Source organism: Sphingomonas phyllosphaerae (assembly GCF_029623345.1).
Classification (GTDB): Bacteria; Pseudomonadota; Alphaproteobacteria; order Sphingomonadales; family Sphingomonadaceae; genus Sphingomonas; species Sphingomonas phyllosphaerae_C.
Genome location: NZ_JAPYKH010000004.1, coordinates 13020 through 29337, shown reverse-complemented (window position 1 = coordinate 29337; position 16318 = coordinate 13020). Strand labels below are relative to the sequence as shown.

19 protein-coding genes are annotated in these 16318 nt (G+C 71.5%); 8 read left to right on the top strand and 11 right to left on the bottom strand.

Features of this window, described 5'->3' with window-relative positions; all coding sequences use genetic code 11:
• Positions 1–12 precede the first annotated feature (12 nt).
• Entirely contained in the window at positions 13–747 is a 735-nt protein-coding gene (locus QBJ89_RS05140; RefSeq protein ID WP_277979466.1) for a hypothetical protein, read from the bottom strand.
• A gap of 84 nt (positions 748–831) precedes the next feature.
• Positions 832–1566, bottom strand: coding sequence for an SDR family NAD(P)-dependent oxidoreductase (locus tag QBJ89_RS05135; protein ID WP_277979465.1), 735 nt, complete (start codon positions 1564–1566; stop codon positions 832–834).
• Positions 1567–1655: 89 nt separating this feature from the next.
• On the opposite strand from QBJ89_RS05135, the gene QBJ89_RS05130 reads away from it, so the two are divergent.
• From QBJ89_RS05130 to QBJ89_RS05110, 5 genes are all read left to right on the top strand, one after another.
• Complete coding sequence (locus tag QBJ89_RS05130) at positions 1656–2072, top strand: winged helix-turn-helix transcriptional regulator (protein ID WP_277979464.1); 417 nt, start codon at positions 1656–1658, stop codon at positions 2070–2072.
• Positions 2073–2166: 94 nt separating this feature from the next.
• Complete coding sequence (locus tag QBJ89_RS05125; protein ID WP_431522510.1) at positions 2167–2745, top strand: LemA family protein; 579 nt, start codon at positions 2167–2169, stop codon at positions 2743–2745.
• Positions 2746–2889: 144 nt separating this feature from the next.
• Entirely contained in the window at positions 2890–3696 is an 807-nt protein-coding gene (locus QBJ89_RS05120) for a TPM domain-containing protein (RefSeq protein WP_277979463.1), read from the top strand.
• A complete protein-coding gene (locus QBJ89_RS05115; RefSeq protein WP_277979462.1) occupies positions 3696–4355 on the top strand; it encodes a TPM domain-containing protein in 660 nt (219 codons plus the stop codon). Before QBJ89_RS05120 ends, QBJ89_RS05115 begins: the two co-directional genes overlap by 1 nt.
• 57 nt (positions 4356–4412) lie before the next feature.
• Positions 4413–4841, top strand: a complete 429-nt coding sequence (locus QBJ89_RS05110; protein ID WP_277979461.1) for an acyl-CoA thioesterase — start codon at positions 4413–4415, stop codon at positions 4839–4841.
• Positions 4842–5082: 241 nt separating this feature from the next.
• Here QBJ89_RS05110 and QBJ89_RS05105 read toward each other — a convergent pair whose 3' ends face one another.
• The 5 genes from QBJ89_RS05105 to QBJ89_RS05085 form a co-directional block, all read right to left on the bottom strand.
• Positions 5083–5274 (bottom strand): hypothetical protein, encoded by a 192-nt coding sequence (locus QBJ89_RS05105; RefSeq protein ID WP_277979460.1) that lies wholly within the window; start codon positions 5272–5274, stop codon positions 5083–5085.
• 47 nt (positions 5275–5321) lie between these two features.
• A complete protein-coding gene (locus QBJ89_RS05100) occupies positions 5322–5972 on the bottom strand; it encodes a peptidylprolyl isomerase (RefSeq protein WP_277979459.1) in 651 nt (216 codons plus the stop codon).
• A 41-nt stretch (positions 5973–6013) separates the two neighbouring features.
• On the bottom strand, positions 6014–7138 hold the full coding sequence (locus tag QBJ89_RS05095; protein WP_277979458.1) for an alpha/beta fold hydrolase: 1125 nt from the start codon (positions 7136–7138) through the stop codon (positions 6014–6016).
• Positions 7139–7179: 41 nt separating this feature from the next.
• Entirely contained in the window at positions 7180–8406 is a 1227-nt protein-coding gene (locus QBJ89_RS05090; protein WP_277979457.1) for a histidine-type phosphatase, read from the bottom strand.
• 149 nt (positions 8407–8555) lie between these two features.
• The gene (locus QBJ89_RS05085; protein WP_277979456.1) at positions 8556–9866 is read right to left on the bottom strand and encodes a gluconate:H+ symporter; all 1311 of its coding nucleotides are present in this window, start codon (positions 9864–9866) and stop codon (positions 8556–8558) included.
• Between the two features lie 123 nt (positions 9867–9989).
• Here QBJ89_RS05085 and ubiA point away from each other — a divergent pair, with 123 nt between their 5' ends.
• Positions 9990–10895 (top strand): 4-hydroxybenzoate octaprenyltransferase, encoded by a 906-nt coding sequence (gene ubiA / locus QBJ89_RS05080; RefSeq protein ID WP_277979455.1) that lies wholly within the window; start codon positions 9990–9992, stop codon positions 10893–10895.
• A 16-nt stretch (positions 10896–10911) separates the two neighbouring features.
• Here ubiA and msrA read toward each other — a convergent pair whose 3' ends face one another.
• From msrA to pabB, 4 genes are all read right to left on the bottom strand, one after another.
• Positions 10912–11574 (bottom strand): peptide-methionine (S)-S-oxide reductase MsrA, encoded by a 663-nt coding sequence (gene msrA, locus QBJ89_RS05075; RefSeq protein ID WP_277979454.1) that lies wholly within the window; start codon positions 11572–11574, stop codon positions 10912–10914.
• 89 nt (positions 11575–11663) lie between these two features.
• Positions 11664–11804: a hypothetical protein gene (locus QBJ89_RS05070; protein WP_277979453.1), complete on the bottom strand. Its 141-nt coding sequence runs from the start codon at positions 11802–11804 to the stop codon at positions 11664–11666.
• Between the two features lie 205 nt (positions 11805–12009).
• Positions 12010–13209: a pyridoxal phosphate-dependent aminotransferase gene (locus QBJ89_RS05065; RefSeq protein ID WP_277979452.1), complete on the bottom strand. Its 1200-nt coding sequence runs from the start codon at positions 13207–13209 to the stop codon at positions 12010–12012.
• Between the two features lie 49 nt (positions 13210–13258).
• Positions 13259–15004, bottom strand: a complete 1746-nt coding sequence (gene pabB / locus QBJ89_RS05060) for an aminodeoxychorismate synthase component I (protein WP_277979451.1) — start codon at positions 15002–15004, stop codon at positions 13259–13261.
• 191 nt (positions 15005–15195) lie between these two features.
• On the opposite strand from pabB, the gene QBJ89_RS05055 reads away from it, so the two are divergent.
• Both QBJ89_RS05055 and rpmF read left to right on the top strand, forming a co-directional pair.
• Positions 15196–15855 (top strand): MBL fold metallo-hydrolase, encoded by a 660-nt coding sequence (locus QBJ89_RS05055; protein ID WP_277979450.1) that lies wholly within the window; start codon positions 15196–15198, stop codon positions 15853–15855.
• 262 nt (positions 15856–16117) lie between these two features.
• A complete protein-coding gene (gene rpmF / locus QBJ89_RS05050) occupies positions 16118–16297 on the top strand; it encodes a 50S ribosomal protein L32 (RefSeq protein ID WP_056633974.1) in 180 nt (59 codons plus the stop codon).
• Positions 16298–16318 lie beyond the last annotated feature (21 nt).

Genomic DNA, 16318 nt, shown 5'->3' with positions numbered 1-16318 from the left:
CGGGGGGCGAGCTCAGCGCAAGTCGCCGTCGGCGTCGTACTTCAGCTCGAGGTAACGGCCCTGCACCGCGATTCCGTCGAGCGCGCCGCGGCCGAGCTGCGAATCGACCCGGGCGAGCTCGCCGTCGAGCAGCCGCAGCCCATTTTCGAGCAGCAAATCCGGCGCGGGCGCACCGTCGCGTGCGCTGCCGCGCAGCGAGATCGGTACCGCGCGCCAGCCGTCGACCAGCTCGGGCAGCTCGACCGCGATCAGCGCGCGGACCTGCGCCGCCGCGGGGCTGCGCGGGTCGAGCTGCGCGAGCCGCGGCGCGAGCGTCTCGAGCCGCTGCGTCATCGTCTCGCTCAGCCGCAGCGCGGGCGGCGGCAACCCGCGGCGCTGTGCGGCGAGCCACAGCGCCGCCTCGGCGGCGAGATCGGGCAGCGCCGCGCCGGCGAGCGCCTCACGCCCCGGCGCACTGGGAGCCGCGCGGAGCAGCACCAGCGTCGTCAGCAGCAGCATCAGCGCCGCGGCGACGGCGAGCGCGACCGCCGGCGCGACCGCGAGCGCGAGCAGCGCCCAGACCAGCAGCGACGCCGCCGCCGCGAGCACGAGCCGCGCGAGCAGCCGGCGATGACGCCGCGCGCGCGCCTCGCGCTCGCGCCGCGCCTGCGCGCGTCCCTCGGGCGAGACGCGCCGCAGCAGCTCCTCGGCCTGGGTGAGGCCGACGTCGGCGAAGCCCGCGGCGACGCTGCGCGCGCGCTCGACCATGGGTGCACCTCGGCGGGAATCAGGTTCCATTTGCCGAGGTTGCCGCTGTTCTGCGGCGCGGTCCAGTGAGTCGCCGCGGGGCGCTCAGATCTGCGCTAGGCCGCCGTCGGCGAAGACTTCGCTGCCGGTCATGAAGCTGCTGTCCGACGAGGCGAGGAAGGCTGCCACCGCGGCGATTTCGTCGGGCTGCCCGACGCGGCCGATCGGGGTGCCCGCACCCAAATCAAGCATCGCGTCGCGGCCGACCACTTCCTGCGCCAATTCGGTCAGCGTCGGTCCGGGCGAGAGCACGTTGACGCGGATGCCGGTGCCGCGCAGGTCCTGCGCCCAGCTGCGCGCGAAGTTGCGCACCGCCGCCTTGGTCGCGCTGTAGACGCTGAACGCGGGGGTGCCCATCGAGCCGGTGGTCGAGCCGGTGAGGATGATCGAGCCGCCCACGCGCATCAGCGGCAGCGCCGCCTGCACCGTGAACAGCACGCCCTTCACGTTGATGTCGAAGGTACGCTGATACTGTTCCTCGGTGATCTTGCCGAGCGGCACGAGGTCGCCGTGGCCGGCGTTGGCGAACAGCACGTCGAGCGTACCGCGCTCGGTTTTCACCTGATCGAACAGCCGCGCGAGGTCGGCGAGGTCGGACACCGATCCCTGCACCGCGCGCACGTTGCCGCCGAGAGCTTCCACCGCGCGGTCGAGCGGTTCCCGCCGGCGCCCGGTGACGTAGACGAACGCGCCCTCGTCGATGAAGCGCTTGGCGGTCGCGAAGCCGATGCCCGTCCCGCCGCCGGTCACCACCGCGGTCTTGCCTTTCAGTCTCTTCATGGTCGTCTGCTCCGTTCTTCGAACTGGCGCAGAGCTGATGGCGTGCCTACCTGTCGGCAAGTATGCACCTTTTGGTAAGTACCTTAATTATGACGAATGCCACCGACCTTCCTTCGCCGGGCTTCAGCTGCGGACTCGACGCCACGCTCCGCGTGATCGCGGGCAAGTGGAAGCCGCTGATCATCTACTTTCTCGTGTCGGGGCCGAACCGCTACGGCGCGCTCAAGCGCGCGGTCCGGGGCGTCAGCGACAAGGTGTTGATCCAGCAGCTCAAGGAGCTTGAGGTCGACGGCATCGTCACCCGCCGCGACTATCACGAGGTGCCGCCACGCGTGGATTACACGCTGACGCCGCTCGGCCACGGCCTCGCCGCCGCGCTGGCGCCGTTGTGCGAGTGGGGCAGCGCGAACATGGCCGCGGTGACGCGCCTGCTCGAGGAGCGCGCACGCTGGCAGGTGCCTTCGTCCGTGCCCCCGTCCACCTCCGCGCCGGCCGCCAGCGGCTGACCACCGCAAGAAGATCGTTACTCCCCTGGTAACTTTTACCGCTACGCCCGCGTTGGCGCCGGCGTATAGTTCGCGGGAAAGAGGGGATTTCGAGATGATGCACCGCCGCACCGCCGCGCTCGTGATGGCTTTGCCGCTCGCCGCCTGCGGGGTGAACAGCGTCCCTACCGCCGAGGAGAATGCCAAGGCGCGCTGGGCCGACGTGCAGAACGAATATCAGCGCCGCGCCGACCTGATCCCCAACCTCGTCGCGACGGTGAAAGGCTATGCCAAGCAGGAGTCGGACGTGCTCACCCGCGTCACCGAGGCGCGCGCCTCGGCCAATCGCATCCAGGTGAGCGGCGACCAGCTCAGCGACCCGGCCGCGGTGCAGCGCTACGCCGCCGCGCAGAACGCGGTGACGCTGTCGCTGCAGCGGTTGCAGGAGGCCTATCCCGACCTCAAGTCGAACCAGAACTTCCTCTCGCTCCAGTCGCAGCTGGAGGGGACCGAGAACCGTATCACCATCGCGCGCCGCGACTACAACCAGGCGGTGCAGGACTACAACACCCGCATCCGCACCTTCCCCGACGCGGTCGGCGCCAAGATCTTCTACGGCGCCAAGCCGCTCGTCCCCTTCCAGGCGACGAGCCCCGGGGCCGAGCAGGCGCCGACGGTCAACTTCGGCAGCTGAGCCGCGACGATGCTCGCGCGCGGATCGAGGTCCGACTCATCGAAGCGGAAGCGTGCTCCGGCGAACGCCGGAGCCCCGAGCCGCGGGATCGGCGTTCGGGACCATGGGTTCCCGCGTGCGCAGGAGCACGCCCGCGCTTTCGGCATGGCGGACCAAACGTCCGCGATGGTGGAGCGCTGGTGCGCGCTTCTGGTCGCGGCGCTGTGGCTGCTTGCCGCGACGACCGCGAGCGCACAACAGTTCCCGCCGCTGACCGGCCGCGTCGTCGACGCCGCCAAGCTGCTCGACGCCGACCAGGTCACCCAGCTCGACCAGCTCTCCGCCGCAGTCGAGCAGGCGTCGTCGCGCCAGCTCGTCGTCGCCACCGTGCCGAGCCTGCAAGGCTATACGATCGAGGACTATGGCTATCGGCTCGGGCGCGCTTGGGGCATCGGCCAGAAAGGCGCGAACAACGGCGTGATCCTGCTGGTGGCGCCGAGCGAGCGCAAGGTGCGGGTCGAGGTCGGCTACGGGCTTGAGCCGATCGTCACCGACGCCTACGCCAGCATCGTCGTCAACCAGACCATCCTGCCGCGCTTCCGCGACGGCGACATGGCGGGCGGCATCGTCGCGGGCGCGCAGCAGCTCGCCGAGCAGCTCAAGCTGCCGCTCGAAGCTGCCGAGCGCCGCGCCGCGCAGGCCAGCGCCAAGCCGGCACCAGCGCAGGATGAGGGCGGCGAGTGGACGGTCGCGGCCTTCTGGATCGCGGTCGTGCTCGTCTTCGTGCTGCTGCCGCTGCTGCGCCGTTCCGCCGGCGGCCGGCGCTATCGCGGCGGGTTCGCGCCGGTGGTGATCTGGGGCGGTGGCGGATCGGGCTGGGGCGGCGGCTCGTCAGGAGGCGGCTTCTCCGGTGGGGGCTTCTCCGGCGGGGGCGGCTCGTTCGGCGGTGGCGGCGCGAGCGGCAGCTGGTGATGGCGCGACTGGTGCTCACTCCCGCGGAACGCGCCGCGGTGACCCGGGCGGTCACTACGGCCGAGCGCGCCACCGACGGCGAGATCGTCACCGTGGTGAGCGAGCGCTCCGACGCCTATCACGATGTCGCGCTCCATTATGCGCTGCTCGCCACGCTGGCGGTGCCCGCGGTGGCGGCGCTGTGGCCGGCGTCGCTCGCGCCCGGCAACGGCTGGGGCGAGTCGCGTGCGCCCGCACTCGCGCTGCTGCTGGTGGCGCAGGCGGCGACCTTTCTGCTCGCGCGATTGCTGCTCGCCTGGATGCCGCTGCGACTCGCGCTGACCCCGCGCGCGACCCGGCGACGGCGGGTGCGGCGGCGCGCGCTGCTCTACTTCCGCCTGGCCGCGGAGCGCCGTACCGCGGGGCGCGAGGCGGTGTTGCTCTACCTCTCCGCCGACGAGCACGCCGCGGAGATCGTCGCCGACCGCGCGGTCCACGCCGCGGTGCCGCCCGAGCGCTGGGGCGCGGCGATGGCGGCGCTGGTCGACTCGGTGCGCGCGGGGCAGCCGGGCGAGGGCATGGTCGCGGCGGTGGGTGCGATCGGCGCGATTCTGGCCGAGCAGCTGCCCAAGAGCGCGAGCGACGTCAACGAGCTGCCCGACCGCGTGATCGAGCTATAAGGCGCGTGGCCCGTCGCGGTTGACCCGACGCGTCCGCGTCGTCACAGCGCGCCGCCTATGACCCGTCCCGGCTTCGCCTTCTCCACCCGCTTCCGCGTGCGCTACGCCGAGATCGACGGCCAGCGCGTCGTCTTCAACTCGCGCTACCTCGAATATGCCGACGTCGCCGCGACCGAGTTCTGGCGGGCAAGCGGCATCGCCGCGGTACTCGGCGCGGCGTGGGAGGAGAGCGAGTTCCACGTTCGTCGTGCCGAGCTCGACTATCTCGCGCCCTTCACCTGGGGCGACGAGGTCGAGGCCCATGTGCGAGTCGAGAAGCTCGGCACCACCAGCATGACGCTGCGCTTCGAGCTGACCAACCCGGCCACCGGCGCGCTGTGCAGCGTGATCACGATGGTGAGCGTCAACGTCCACCTGCCAACCGGACGTCCCGTGCCGATCGCCGACACGGTGCGCGCCTTCGTCGAGGCTATGCCGCGGGGGTAGGCGAACGACGCCGGGCAAGCGCGGGACGTTGGTGGAAGATCCGCGTCGCCCGCGACGAGTGCTCCGGCGCAAGTTGGAGCGCAGAGCGGCAAGCGGTAATGCTGGTCGCGCTGGGCTCCGACGTTCGCCGGAGCACGCCGACGTCGAGGTGGACCAAACGCCAAACAGACCGGTCGCTCGGCCCGCCAAGGTCTCCTGGGCTCCCGCCTGTGCGGGAGCTCAAGGGAGCGTAGCGGTCTCGCTACTGCCCGTCGCTCTCCCCGCGGCCAGCACCGACCGCGCTGTCCTCGCCGGTGGCGCGACCGCCGTCTTTCTTCGGATACGCCTCGGGCGTGGTGCCGCCCTGGTTCTTGACCGCCTGCTCATCGCCCGCGTCGCGGATCTTGCCGTCCTCGCGGAAGTCACCGCCCGGCTTGTTCGGCTGCTCGCTCATGTCATTCTCCTTCGCTGCGATCCTAACGAGCCGCAAGCGCCAGGAGTTCAGCCGTCGCGGCGGCGCTCGATCAGCCAGGGGCGCGGGCGGCCGGTCGGCTTGGCCGTGCCGTCGAGCCGGATCGCCTTGTCGACGCGAACCGGCTGGAGCATCAGCGTACCCTTCATCCCGCCCCCGGTGGGTTCGGCGAGGATGCGCTTTACCGTCGCCTGCCCCGCGACGACTCGACCGAAGGCGGCATAGCCCGGGTTGGTCGGGCTCCAGTCCATCGACGGGATCGCGCCGACGGTGATGAACCAATTGCCGTTGGCCGCGCCGGGGGGGCCAAGGCGTGCCATCGAGATCGTCATGTCGAGATGCTTGATCCCGGTCTGCTTGGTCGACTCGTGCGGGATCGTGTCGAGGAAGCGCCGCGCGTCGGTGCGGATGCCCGACTGGATGAAGCCGTAGCGCGGGTCGCGCTTGTTACGCGCGGTGCGATAGAAGCTGACGCCGTCAAACCGGCCGTCATCGACGTAGCGCATGAAATTGGCGGTTGTCACCGGCGCGTGACGGGCGTCGAGCGCGAGCACGATCGGGCCGTCCGCGGTCTCGAGCCGGACCCGCACCCAGCCGGGCGTAGCGCGGTCGGCGCGCTGCGCCGCGACGGGCGGGGAGAGCAGCGCGGCGAGCGCGACGAGCGGGAGCAGGGGACGCATGCGCTCGGCGCTAGGTCGGGCGGGCCGCGCGTGCAAGCCGATCAGCGCGGGGCAGAGCGCGCAAGCAGTTCGATGAGGTCGTCCTTCCACAGCCGCGCCCAGGTGTGGCTGCCGTGGCCGCGCGTATCGACGCTCTCCGGGATCAGCCGGAAGCGCGCATCGTGCATCCGCTTCACCGCCTGGGTAGGATAGTCAAGCGCGCGCGGATTGATGAAATCGTCCGCCGAGTTGATCCAGGTCACCGGCGCGGTGATCGCCTCCAGCCGCGGCCAGGGATCGTAGCTGCGCGACGAATCGAGCGCCCAGATCAGGTCGTTGGCGTCGAGCCCTTTGAGCGAGGAAGCGACGCGCTGGCGCGCGTAATCGGCCGCGGCGTCGCGCGCCGGATAGGCGTCCTGCAGGTAGATCGGCGCGCCGCCCGCGACGAACAGCAGCGCGGCCGCGCCGCGCAGCCCGGCGAGCGGCTGCGCGCGATAGCGGCCGCCCGCGTAGGCCGGGTCGGCGGTGATCGACTCGATCGCGAGCTGGCGCCACATCCGGTTGAGCCCGGCGATCGGGACGGCCTCGCAGCCGAGCGGCATCAGCGCGCGCGCGGCATCGGGCCAGCGTTCGCCCCACAGCAGCGCGTGCATGCACCCCATCGACGTGCCCATCAGCAGCCGCAGCCGCTTGATGCCGAGCGTCTCGGTCACCAGCCGGTGCTGCAGCGCGACCATGTCGTCATAGTCGTAGCGCGGGAAGTCGGGGCCCATGCCGTCGGACGGCTTGGACGAGCCGCCGTGCCCGATATTGTCGGGCAGGATGACGTAGAAGCGCGTGATGTCGAGCGGCTGGCCCGGGCCGTAGAGCTGGTCGGCGAACTGCGGCTGGAGGAACTGCTTGCCGGTGCCGCCGGTGCCGTGGAGCACCATGACCGCATTGTCGATCTCGCCGCGCCCGTCGCGATGCGGGGTGCCGAGCGTCGTGTAATGAAGCCGCACCCGTGCCATCGTCCCACCCGCGGCGAAGGTGACGTCGCGCAGCTCGGCGTCGGCCTCGCGCGTCGGCCAGGTGCGGGCCGCGCCGGGCTGCGGCGCCGCGGCGGTGATCGGCGGGCGCTGACCCTGCTGCTGGGCGAGCGCGGGCGACGCGGCGAGCCCGAGCAGGGCGAGGAGGAAGCGGATCATGCCCCCTTGTCGGCGAGCCAACGCGGGGGTGCAAGCCGCACTCAGCTCGCGGTGCGCGCGCGCAGCAGCCGCACGAACTCGCCGAGCGGGCAGCTCCGCTCCGGGCCGCCGGCGCAGCCGGGGATCGCCAGCCTGGTCACCGAACCGCCGCGCGCGAGCCGACGCAGCTGGGTCGGCGACTGGGTGCGATAGGTCGCACGGACGAAGCGCGCTCCGGCGCGGCCGCGCAGCAGCTCGAGCACCAGCGCACCGCCGGGCGCGACGTCGCCCGCGGCATAGCCCGGCGCGGTCAGCGTCACCCTCAGCACCGCGGCGAGCGCGGCGACGTTGGTGTCATGCCCGACCAGCAGCTCGATCGCGGGGGCGTCGCGCGCGGTGAGCCGCTCCTCGATGCGGCGTGCGAGCGGCCCCGCCTGGCGCGCCGCCATGTAAGGCGGCCGCGAGAAGACGTCGAACAGCGCGGCGTGGAGCGCCCCGAGTCGGCGCAGCGCGGCGGCGTCGATCCGCGCCCACGGCGTGTGCGCGGTCAGCCCCTCGGCATATTGCAGCAGCAGTACCTGCGCGGTGCCCGACTGGTCGCGGATCGGGCCGCTCAGCTCGATCGCGCGACCGTCGGCGCTGGGGCGCAGCGCCGCGGGTGTGGCTGGGCCGCAGCCCGCCGGATCGCCGCAGCCGAGCGCGCGGTCGAGCTCGGCGAGCTGCGGGCGGTAGCGATCCGCCATGCGCTCGACCCCGCCGGTATAGGCCTGGATCGACTCGATCGCGGCGCGCGCGTCGAACGGCGCGGCGCCGGTGCGGAGCGGCTCGAACAAGGGGTCGACCTCGCCCGCGCCGCGATGCCCGGCCGGCACGGCACAGCCGGGCGCGAGCCCCGCCAGCAGCGCGGCGCCGCTGGCGATCGTCCGCTCCGCGGTGTTGGTCCAGACGCTGAGCTGCCCGGCCGCGGGGCAGCGCCCGCGCGCGGTGAGGCCGAGCGAGTCGAGCCAGCGTCGCGCCAGCGCGCCCTCGATCCGCAGCGCGCGCGCGCCGTGCGGGGTGAGCCGCTCGGGCGCGACCGGCCAGCGCGGCCACGCCGCGTCGGTGCGCGTGCCCTCGGGCACTTCGCCCGGGATCGGCGCGCGCACGCCGTGGCGCACTAGCGCGACCACGCGCTCGATGCGGAGCTCGTGCGGCCGCACCGCGCTGCGCGACGCGGCGTCGAGCGGCGCGGCGAGCAGGAGCGCGAGCGGTGCCAACGATCGTGTCCAGCGCGTGATCTGTTCTGTCATGCCCGTCTCCGTCACCAGCCGCGGCTACCATTATAGCCGCGCGGCGCCGGCCCCCGTTGCATCGGAGTGACGACGATCGCGTGACAGCGTGTGACGGACGTTGAAGAGCACGCGCCGGAGCGCGTCGCCAGGAGCAGGTCGGTCCCTGGCTACACCAAAGCGTCGAGCAGCAGCACGAACACCAGCCCGAAGGTACCGACCAGCGTCTCCATCAGCGACCAGGAACGGAACGTGTCGCGCAGGCTCAGCCCGAAATATTCCTTGAACATCCAGAAGCCCGAATCATTGACGTGGCTGCACATCAGGCTGCCCGCGCCGATCGCGAGCACCATCAGGTTGGGGTTGGCCCCGCTGGTGGCGAGCAGGGGCGCGACCAGTCCGCCGGCGGTCAGCCCCGCCACCGTTGCCGAGCCGAGCGCGATCCGGATCACACAGGCGAGCAGCCAGCCCAGCACCAGCGGCGGGATCGGCAGCGTCGCCAGCTCGGCGGCGAGCACGCGATCTGCGCCGCTCTCCACCAGCACCTGCTTGAGCGCGCCCGCGCCGGCGATGATCAGCAGGATCGGCGCAATATCGCGCGTCGCGCCGGCGAAGCTCTCCATCATGCGCGGCAACGGCAGGCCGCTGCCCGCCCCCAGCGCGAGCATCGCGATCGCGATCGCCACCAGCAGCACCACGGTCGGGTTGCCGACGAAGCGCACCGCCGCGGCGAGCTCGGGCGACAGCGCGAGATAACCCAGCGCGGTGGTGCCCGCGATCAGCCCGACCGGCAGCAGCGCGCACAGGAAGCTCACCGCGGTGCCGGGCAGCCGGCGGTCGGCGGCATCGTCGCTGCCGAACAGCGCCGAGGGCGGCGACTGGATATGCTTCAGCGTCATCGCGAACAGCGGGCCGGCGATCAGCAATGTCGGCACGCCGACGATCAGGCCGTAGATCAGTGTCTGTCCCAGGTCGGCGTGGAGCTGGGTCACCAGCGCGGTCGGCGAGGGGTGCGGCGGCAGGAAGCCGTGCGCGATCGACAGGCCCGCGAGCAGCGGCATGCCGACATGCACCGGCGGCAGCTTGGCCCGTGCGGTGATCGAGAAGATCAGCGGCACCATCAACACGAAGCCGACATTGTAGAAGAGCGGGATGCCGACCAGAAAGCCGGTGGCCGCCATCGCCAATGGCAGCCGCGACGGGCCGAACAGTGCGATCAGCGCGTCAGCGATCCGCCGCGCCGCGCCGCTGTCGGCGATCAGCTTGCCTGCCATCGCGCCGAGCACGACGATCACGACGAGCGGGCCAATCGTGTCGCCGATGCCCTTCTCGATCGCCTTGGGGATGGTCTCGAGCGGCACGCCGAGCAGCACGCCGCCCAGCAGCGCGGCGATGACGAAGGCGACCAGCGGCGGCGCCTTGGCGAGCGCCACCAACAGGATCAGCAGTACGATGACGAAGGAGATGGCGAGCAACGTCATGCCGGCCGGGCGACCATGTTTATCCTCTCCCGCGGAGACGGTTGACGCGTGACCATGGCGGCGGTGCCGTCGCACCGCAACCGCGGCTTTGGTCGCGGGGCAGGACGCGGTAGAGCGACGCGCGTGACCGAGATCGTCCCTGACAGCCAGCACCGCGGCCTCGTCGCCGCGCTCCCACCGCTCCCGCGCGCGCTCGCGCTGCTCGCCCGGCTGGATCGGCCGATCGGCTGGTGGCTGCTGTTCTGGCCTGGCGCCTGGGCGGTGGCGCTCGCCGGCGGCGCGGCGGAGCGCTGGCCGCTGCTGCTGTGGCTGCTGCTCGGCAGCGTCGCGATGCGCGGCGCCGGCTGCGTCTACAATGATATCGTCGACCGCGAGCTCGACGCCAGCGTCGCGCGCACGCGCCACCGCCCGCTCGCCAGCGGGCAGGTGTCGCTCGGCGCCGCCTGGGCGTGGCTGGTGGCGCTGTGCCTGATCGGCCTGGTGGTGCTGCTCCAGCTCCACCTCTACGCCGCGATCGTGTCGCTCGCCGCGCTCGCGCCGGTCGCGGCCTATCCCTTCATGAAGCGGATCACCTGGTGGCCGCAGGTGTGGCTCGGGCTGGTCTTCTCCTGGGCGGCGCTGGTCGGCTGGAGCGAGGTATGGGGCGCGCTCACCGCGCCCGGCCTGCTGCTCTACGCCGGCGCGATCTGCTGGGTGGTGGGCTATGACACGGTCTATGCGCTGCAAGACCGCGAGGACGACGCACTGATCGGGATCGGCTCGTCGGCGCTGGCGATGGGGCGGCACGTCCGCGCCGGAGTCGCGCTCTGCTACGCGCTCGCGCTGGCCTTATGGGCGGTGGCGTTCTGGCAGGTCCGCGCCGACGCGCTGGTGCTCGCCGCATTGGCGCCGATGGCGCTCCATCTCGGCTGGCAGGCGCGGACGCTGGTGCCGGACGACGGCGTCGGTGCACTCGCGCGCTTCCGCAGCAATCGCTTCGCCGGGCTGCTGATGTTCCTTGCCTGCGCCGTGGTGGGAACGCGCCTGTAGCGCGTTCCGCGCCGGCTCAGCTCGCCAGACGCGGGAAGCCGGCGCGGAAGGCAGCCACCTTGGGCTTGTCCCAGCGCATGATATAGGGATGGTACGGGTTGCGCTGGAAAAAGTCCTGGTGCTCCGCCTCGGCCGGGTAGAAGGCGCCGCTCTCCAATTTGGTCGCGATCGGGCGCTGGAAGGCATGCGCGGCACCGAGCTGCGCGATATAGGCGCTCGCCACCGAGCGCTGCTCGGGCGTCTGCGCGAAGATCGCGGAGCGGTAACTGGTGCCGACATCGGGAGTCTGGCGGTTCACCTGCGTCGGGTCGTGCGCCACCGAGAAATAGACGCGCAGCAGCGTCGCGTAACTCACCACGCGCGGGTCATAGCGAACCCGGATCGCCTCGGCGTGGCGCGTCGTCTCGCTGCTGACGTCGCGGTAGTTGGCGGTCGCGGCGGTGCCGCCGGCATAGCCGGCGGTGACGTCGCGCACGCCGCGGACCTGCTGGAACACCGCCTCCATGCCCCAGAAGCAGCCGCCCGCGAGCACCGCGGTCTGCAGCCCCGGCGCCGGCGCGACGTCGCGCGCGGCGGCGGGGATCGGCACCGCGCGCTCCGCCTCCGCCGCGCCGCAGCTCGCCAGCGAGAGGGCGCCGAGCGCGAGCGCGGCGAGACGGTTCGGAAGGAGCTTGGTCATGCCGCTGAAGATGGGGAGCGAACGGCGCGCCGGCAACATGGATCAGCGCGTTTCATCGCCCATGCCGGTCGCGGGCGACACACCGGCGGTCAGCGCGCGACGTGGGTCGCGGCGTAGGCGTGAGTAGGCGTCTCGGCCTGGCTGGCGTGGATCCCGAGCATGGCCGCCGCGCCGATCAGAAAGCCGCCGGCGAACTGGCGCGCGAAGCTGGACTTGATGAAGCGGTTCATGGCGTTACTCTCTTCTCTTCGGCCGCTCGCGCGACCGCTCCGGTTCGACGAGCGCCGCGGGCGCCCCATGGCTGGAGGAATACGGATCGGACGATGAACGGACTCCGATCGAGCCGTTCATCTGGCGCCCATATAGGCGCGGCGTTTCCGCGCCGGTATGTCAACGTTCGAACAGAATCGTTTCCGTTCGTAACCGTCAGGCGACTCAGCGCAGTGCGGCGCAGGCCTGCTGGATGCGGTGGCACGCCTCGGTCAGCAGCGCCTCCGAAGTGGCGTAGCTGATCCGCATCGCCGGCGAGACGCCGAACGCGACGCCTTGCACCGCCGCCACCTTGGCGTCGTCGAGCAGATAGCCGACGAAGTCGCTGTCGGTCTCGATCTTGCGTCCTGCCGGCGTCGCCTTGCCGATCACGCCGCTGACGTCGGGGTAGACGTAGAAGGCGCCCTCGGGCGTGGGGCAGGTGATGCCGTCGGCCTGGTTGAGCATGCCGACGACGAGGTCGCGGCGCTTCTGGAAGGCGGCGGCGCGCTCCTTCAGGAAGGACTGGTCGCCGGTCAGCGCCGCGACCGCGGCGGCCTGCGCGATCGAGCAGGGATTGCTGGTCGACTGCGACTGCAGCTTGCTCATCGCCTTGATCAGCCACGGCGCCCCGCCGGCGAAGCCGATCCGCCAGCCGGTCATCGCATAGGCCTTGGAGCAGCCGTTCACGGTCAAGGTCCGCTCATACAGCGACGGGCAGACCTCGGCGATCGTGGCGAAGCGGAAATCGTCGTAAATGATATGCTCGTACATATCGTCGGCGAAGATCCACACGTGCGGGTGGCGCTCGAACACCGCGCCCAGCTCGCGGAGCTCGTCGACGGTATAGGCGGCGCCGGTCGGATTGGACGGCGAATTGAGGATCACCCATTTGGTGCGCGGCGTGATCGCCGCCTCAAGCATCGCGGGGGTGAGCTTATAGCCGACATCGCCGCCCGCCGCGACGATCACCGGGGTGGCGCCGGCGAACTGCACCACGTCGGGGTAGCTCACCCAATAGGGCGCGGGCACGATCACCTCGTCGCCGGCATCGAGCGTCGCCACCAAAGCGTTGAACAGCGTATGCTTGCCGCCGACGTTCACGCTGATCTGCGCGGGCGTGTAGTCGAGGGAGTTGTCGCGCTTGAACTTGGCGACGATCGCCTCCTTCAGCTCGGGCGTGCCGTCGACGTTGGTGTATTTCGTCTTGCCCGCGCGGATCGCCGCGATTGCGGCTTCCTTGACGAAATCGGGCGTGTCGAAGTCGGGCTCGCCCGCGCCCAACCCGATCACGTCGACCCCGGCGCGCTTCAGCTCCAGCACGCGGCTGGTGATCGCCAGCGTCGGCGAGGGGTTGATGCGGTCGAGCGCGGCGGAGGGGTGCATGGGGGGCGCCTTGGTTGAGGAAGCGCGCGTGCCTATGCGACGGTCGTTCTCATAGTGCAACCGCGAGCGTGGCCCGCATCAGCCCGCGCAGCGCATTGCCGAGCAGGAAGCCGCCCGCGAGCTCGGCCGGGGTGAGATCGCCCTCGATCGCGCGACCCTGCGCGATCAGCTCGGCGCGCAGCACGCCGGGCAGCAGCGGGCCGGCGCGCGGCGTCACCAGCGTCTCGCCGCGCTCGACGAAGACGGTCGTGAAGCTGCCCTCGGTCAATCGGCCGTCGGGAGCGACGAACACCACCTCGTCCTCGCCCGCGGCGCGGCGCGCGCGATCGTAGAAGCCACGGTCGCTGGTCTTGTGGCGCAGCCGCCAGTCGTGCGCCGACACCGGCAGCGGCGCCAGCGCGACGCGCAGCGGGGCGAGCCGCGGCAGCGGTGGTGGGGTCACCTCGATCGCGATCGCGCCCGACGGCGCCAGCAGCAGCCGCACGCGCGCGCGCTCGCGCAGCCGGAAGGTCGCCGCCTGCAGCTCGTTGCGCGCGGCGTGACGATCGAAGTCGAAGCCGAGCGCCGCCGCGCTCGCCTTCATCCGCGCGAGATGGCGGTCGACCAGCAGCAGCCCCTCGAGCGGGTCGAAGGCGATCGTCTCGATCAGGTCGGGCGTGGTCACCGCGCGCGTGACGAAGGCGGTCTTGGCGAGCGCCTCGTCCCATTCCTCGTCGGCGCGCGAATCGGCGACGATCCCGCCGCCGACGCCGAGCAGTGCCGCGCCCGCCCCTGCGGCGAGCGTCAACGTGCGAATCGCGACGCTGAACTGCGCCGTGCCGTCCGCGTCGATCCGCCCGATCGCGCCGGTATAGACGTCACGCGCGCTGCCGCGCTCGATCGCGGCAATCGCCTGCATCGCGCGCACCTTGGGAGCGCCGGTGATCGAGCCACACGGGAACAGCGCGGCGAGCACGTCGGCAGCGTCGCGCCCCGGCGCCAGCGCGGCGGTGACGGTGGAGGTGAGCTGGTGGACGCTGGGATAATGTTCCACCGCGTACAGCTCGGGCACCGCGACGCTGCCTGCCACCGCTACCCGTGCGAGATCGTTGCGCATCAGGTCGACGATCATCAAGTTCTCGGCGCGCTGCTTGGCGTCGCCGGCGAGCCGCTCGGCCGCCGCGCGGTCCGCCGCTGGATCGGTCTCGCGCCGTGCCGTCCCCTTCATCGGGCGGCAGGTGAGCCGGTCGCCGTCGAGCGCGACGAACAACTCGGGCGAGAAGGACAGCAGCCAATGCTCGCCGGTGGCGACGATCGCGCCCCAGCCGGCGCGCGCGTGCGGGCGCAGCCGGGCGTAGAGCGCGAGCGGGTCACCCAGCACCGGCACGCGCGCGCGGAACGTGAGATTGAGCTGGTAGAGGTCGCCCGCCGCGATCAGCGCCTGCGCCTGAGCGAACATCGCGTCATAATCGTCGCGCGTCGGCTCGGGCTCGGGCATGCCGACCCAGCTCGCCGCCGCCTCGGGCAGCAGCGCGGCGAGGTCGTCCACCGTCTGCCAGCCGTCGAACAGCCCGAACCAGGCGAGCGGCGGTGCGCCGTCCTTGGGGAGCAAAGCGCCTGCGCTCGGCTCGAACGCCGCGCACGCGGCATAAGAGAGGAAGCCCGCCGCGTCCGCCCCGGCCGCCGCGCGCAGCACGCCCGGCACCGCCGCGAGCGTGTCGGCGCGCAGCACGCGGCGCGGGTTCGTGTAGAGCCGCGCCGGACCCGCACCCGGTCGCGCGTCGTCGAGCAGCACGAAAGGCGGTTCGAGCACCATCACACGGTGATGCCCGTGTGCTGCCGCGCCGGCAAGTCGCCTCGCCGCGACTCGTCGCGGTGAAGTCGCGGGAAGTACGGCGATCCGCCCATCACGACGCACGCCGACGCTGTGACAAGCGCGGTCGCCGCGGCTATGCGGGGCGCGCGCGGTGCTCCGGACCGCGCCAGAAGCGAGCCCAGGAGCGAGCAATGAGCGACACCCCGCTGCGTGCGGCGATCATCCCGGTCACCCCGCTTCAGCAGAATTGCACCCTGATCTGGTGCACTGCGACGATGCGTGCCGCGGTGGTCGATCCCGGCGGCGACCTGCCCAAGATCACTGCCGCGATCGCGCGCGCCGGCGTGACGGTGGAGAAAATTCTGCTGACCCACGGCCATATCGACCACGCCGGCGCGGCCAAGCCGCTCGCCGACTCGCTCGGCGTGCCGATCGAGGGGCCGCACGAGGACGATCGCTTCTGGCTGGCTCGGCTCGACGAAGACGGCCGGCAATGGGGTGTTGAGGGCACCGTGTTCGAGCCGAACCGCTGGCTGGTCGAGGGCGACACGGTGCGCATCGGCGAGCTGGTGCTCGACGTCTATCACACGCCCGGGCACACCGCCGGTCACGTCATCTTCCACCACGCCCCGTCGAACTTCGCGCAGGTTGGCGACGTGCTGTTCCAGAACTCGATCGGGCGCACCGATCTGCCGCAGGGCAATTTTCCGCAGCTGATCGAGTCGATCGTCACGAAACTATGGCCGCTCGGCGACGCCACCGCCTTCATCCCCGGCCACGGCCAGCCGAGCACCTTCGCGCACGAGCGCCGCCACAACATGTTCGTGAGCGACCGGGTGCTGGCGCAATGACCTCGGCGAGTGATTCGCGCGAGGATGCGGGGACTTGCGCTCGGTCGTCCGCGGCATCAATTGCGCCGCTCGCTCGTTGGTGACGCAACGGAGAGACAGGTGACGGCGACTTGCAACAGTGGCGGAAATCGCTATAGGCGCGTGGCTTCGCGATACGAGCCGATGCCCGGCTGTCCGCCGCGGCCGGCTCATGCGTCGGCCGCGCGGCCCCGGACATCGGCTTGTCGCTGTTACGAACTCTTAGATAGATCAAGGTGCCGCGATGGCCGTCCCCAAGCGAAAGACTTCCCCCTCCCGCCGCGGCATGCGCCGCTCGCACGACGCGCTGTCGGTGGAGGCGTTCCAGGAGTGCCCGAACTGCGGCGAGCTGAAGCGCCCGCACAACCTGTGCACCGCCTGCGGTCACTACAACGGTCGCGAGGTCGTCGCGGTCGACGCCTGATCGCGGGTCTTCCGCGGTTGA

Coding starts and splice junctions, on each gene's coding strand:
- QBJ89_RS05140 (WP_277979466.1), bottom strand. CDS start 747: ATGGTCGAGCGCGCGCGCAGCGTCGCCGCGGGCTTCGCCGACGTCGGC.
- QBJ89_RS05135 (WP_277979465.1), bottom strand. CDS start 1,566: ATGAAGAGACTGAAAGGCAAGACCGCGGTGGTGACCGGCGGCGGGACG.
- QBJ89_RS05130 (WP_277979464.1), top strand. CDS start 1,656: ATGACGAATGCCACCGACCTTCCTTCGCCGGGCTTCAGCTGCGGACTC.
- QBJ89_RS05125 (WP_431522510.1), top strand. CDS start 2,167: ATGATGCACCGCCGCACCGCCGCGCTCGTGATGGCTTTGCCGCTCGCC.
- QBJ89_RS05120 (WP_277979463.1), top strand. CDS start 2,890: ATGGCGGACCAAACGTCCGCGATGGTGGAGCGCTGGTGCGCGCTTCTG.
- QBJ89_RS05115 (WP_277979462.1), top strand. CDS start 3,696: ATGGCGCGACTGGTGCTCACTCCCGCGGAACGCGCCGCGGTGACCCGG.
- QBJ89_RS05110 (WP_277979461.1), top strand. CDS start 4,413: ATGACCCGTCCCGGCTTCGCCTTCTCCACCCGCTTCCGCGTGCGCTAC.
- QBJ89_RS05105 (WP_277979460.1), bottom strand. CDS start 5,274: ATGAGCGAGCAGCCGAACAAGCCGGGCGGTGACTTCCGCGAGGACGGC.
- QBJ89_RS05100 (WP_277979459.1), bottom strand. CDS start 5,972: ATGCGTCCCCTGCTCCCGCTCGTCGCGCTCGCCGCGCTGCTCTCCCCG.
- QBJ89_RS05095 (WP_277979458.1), bottom strand. CDS start 7,138: ATGATCCGCTTCCTCCTCGCCCTGCTCGGGCTCGCCGCGTCGCCCGCG.
- QBJ89_RS05090 (WP_277979457.1), bottom strand. CDS start 8,406: ATGACAGAACAGATCACGCGCTGGACACGATCGTTGGCACCGCTCGCG.
- QBJ89_RS05085 (WP_277979456.1), bottom strand. CDS start 9,866: ATGACGTTGCTCGCCATCTCCTTCGTCATCGTACTGCTGATCCTGTTG.
- msrA (WP_277979454.1), bottom strand. CDS start 11,574: ATGACCAAGCTCCTTCCGAACCGTCTCGCCGCGCTCGCGCTCGGCGCC.
- QBJ89_RS05070 (WP_277979453.1), bottom strand. CDS start 11,804: ATGAACCGCTTCATCAAGTCCAGCTTCGCGCGCCAGTTCGCCGGCGGC.
- QBJ89_RS05065 (WP_277979452.1), bottom strand. CDS start 13,209: ATGCACCCCTCCGCCGCGCTCGACCGCATCAACCCCTCGCCGACGCTG.
- pabB (WP_277979451.1), bottom strand. CDS start 15,004: ATGGTGCTCGAACCGCCTTTCGTGCTGCTCGACGACGCGCGACCGGGT.
- QBJ89_RS05055 (WP_277979450.1), top strand. CDS start 15,196: ATGAGCGACACCCCGCTGCGTGCGGCGATCATCCCGGTCACCCCGCTT.
- rpmF (WP_056633974.1), top strand. CDS start 16,118: ATGGCCGTCCCCAAGCGAAAGACTTCCCCCTCCCGCCGCGGCATGCGC.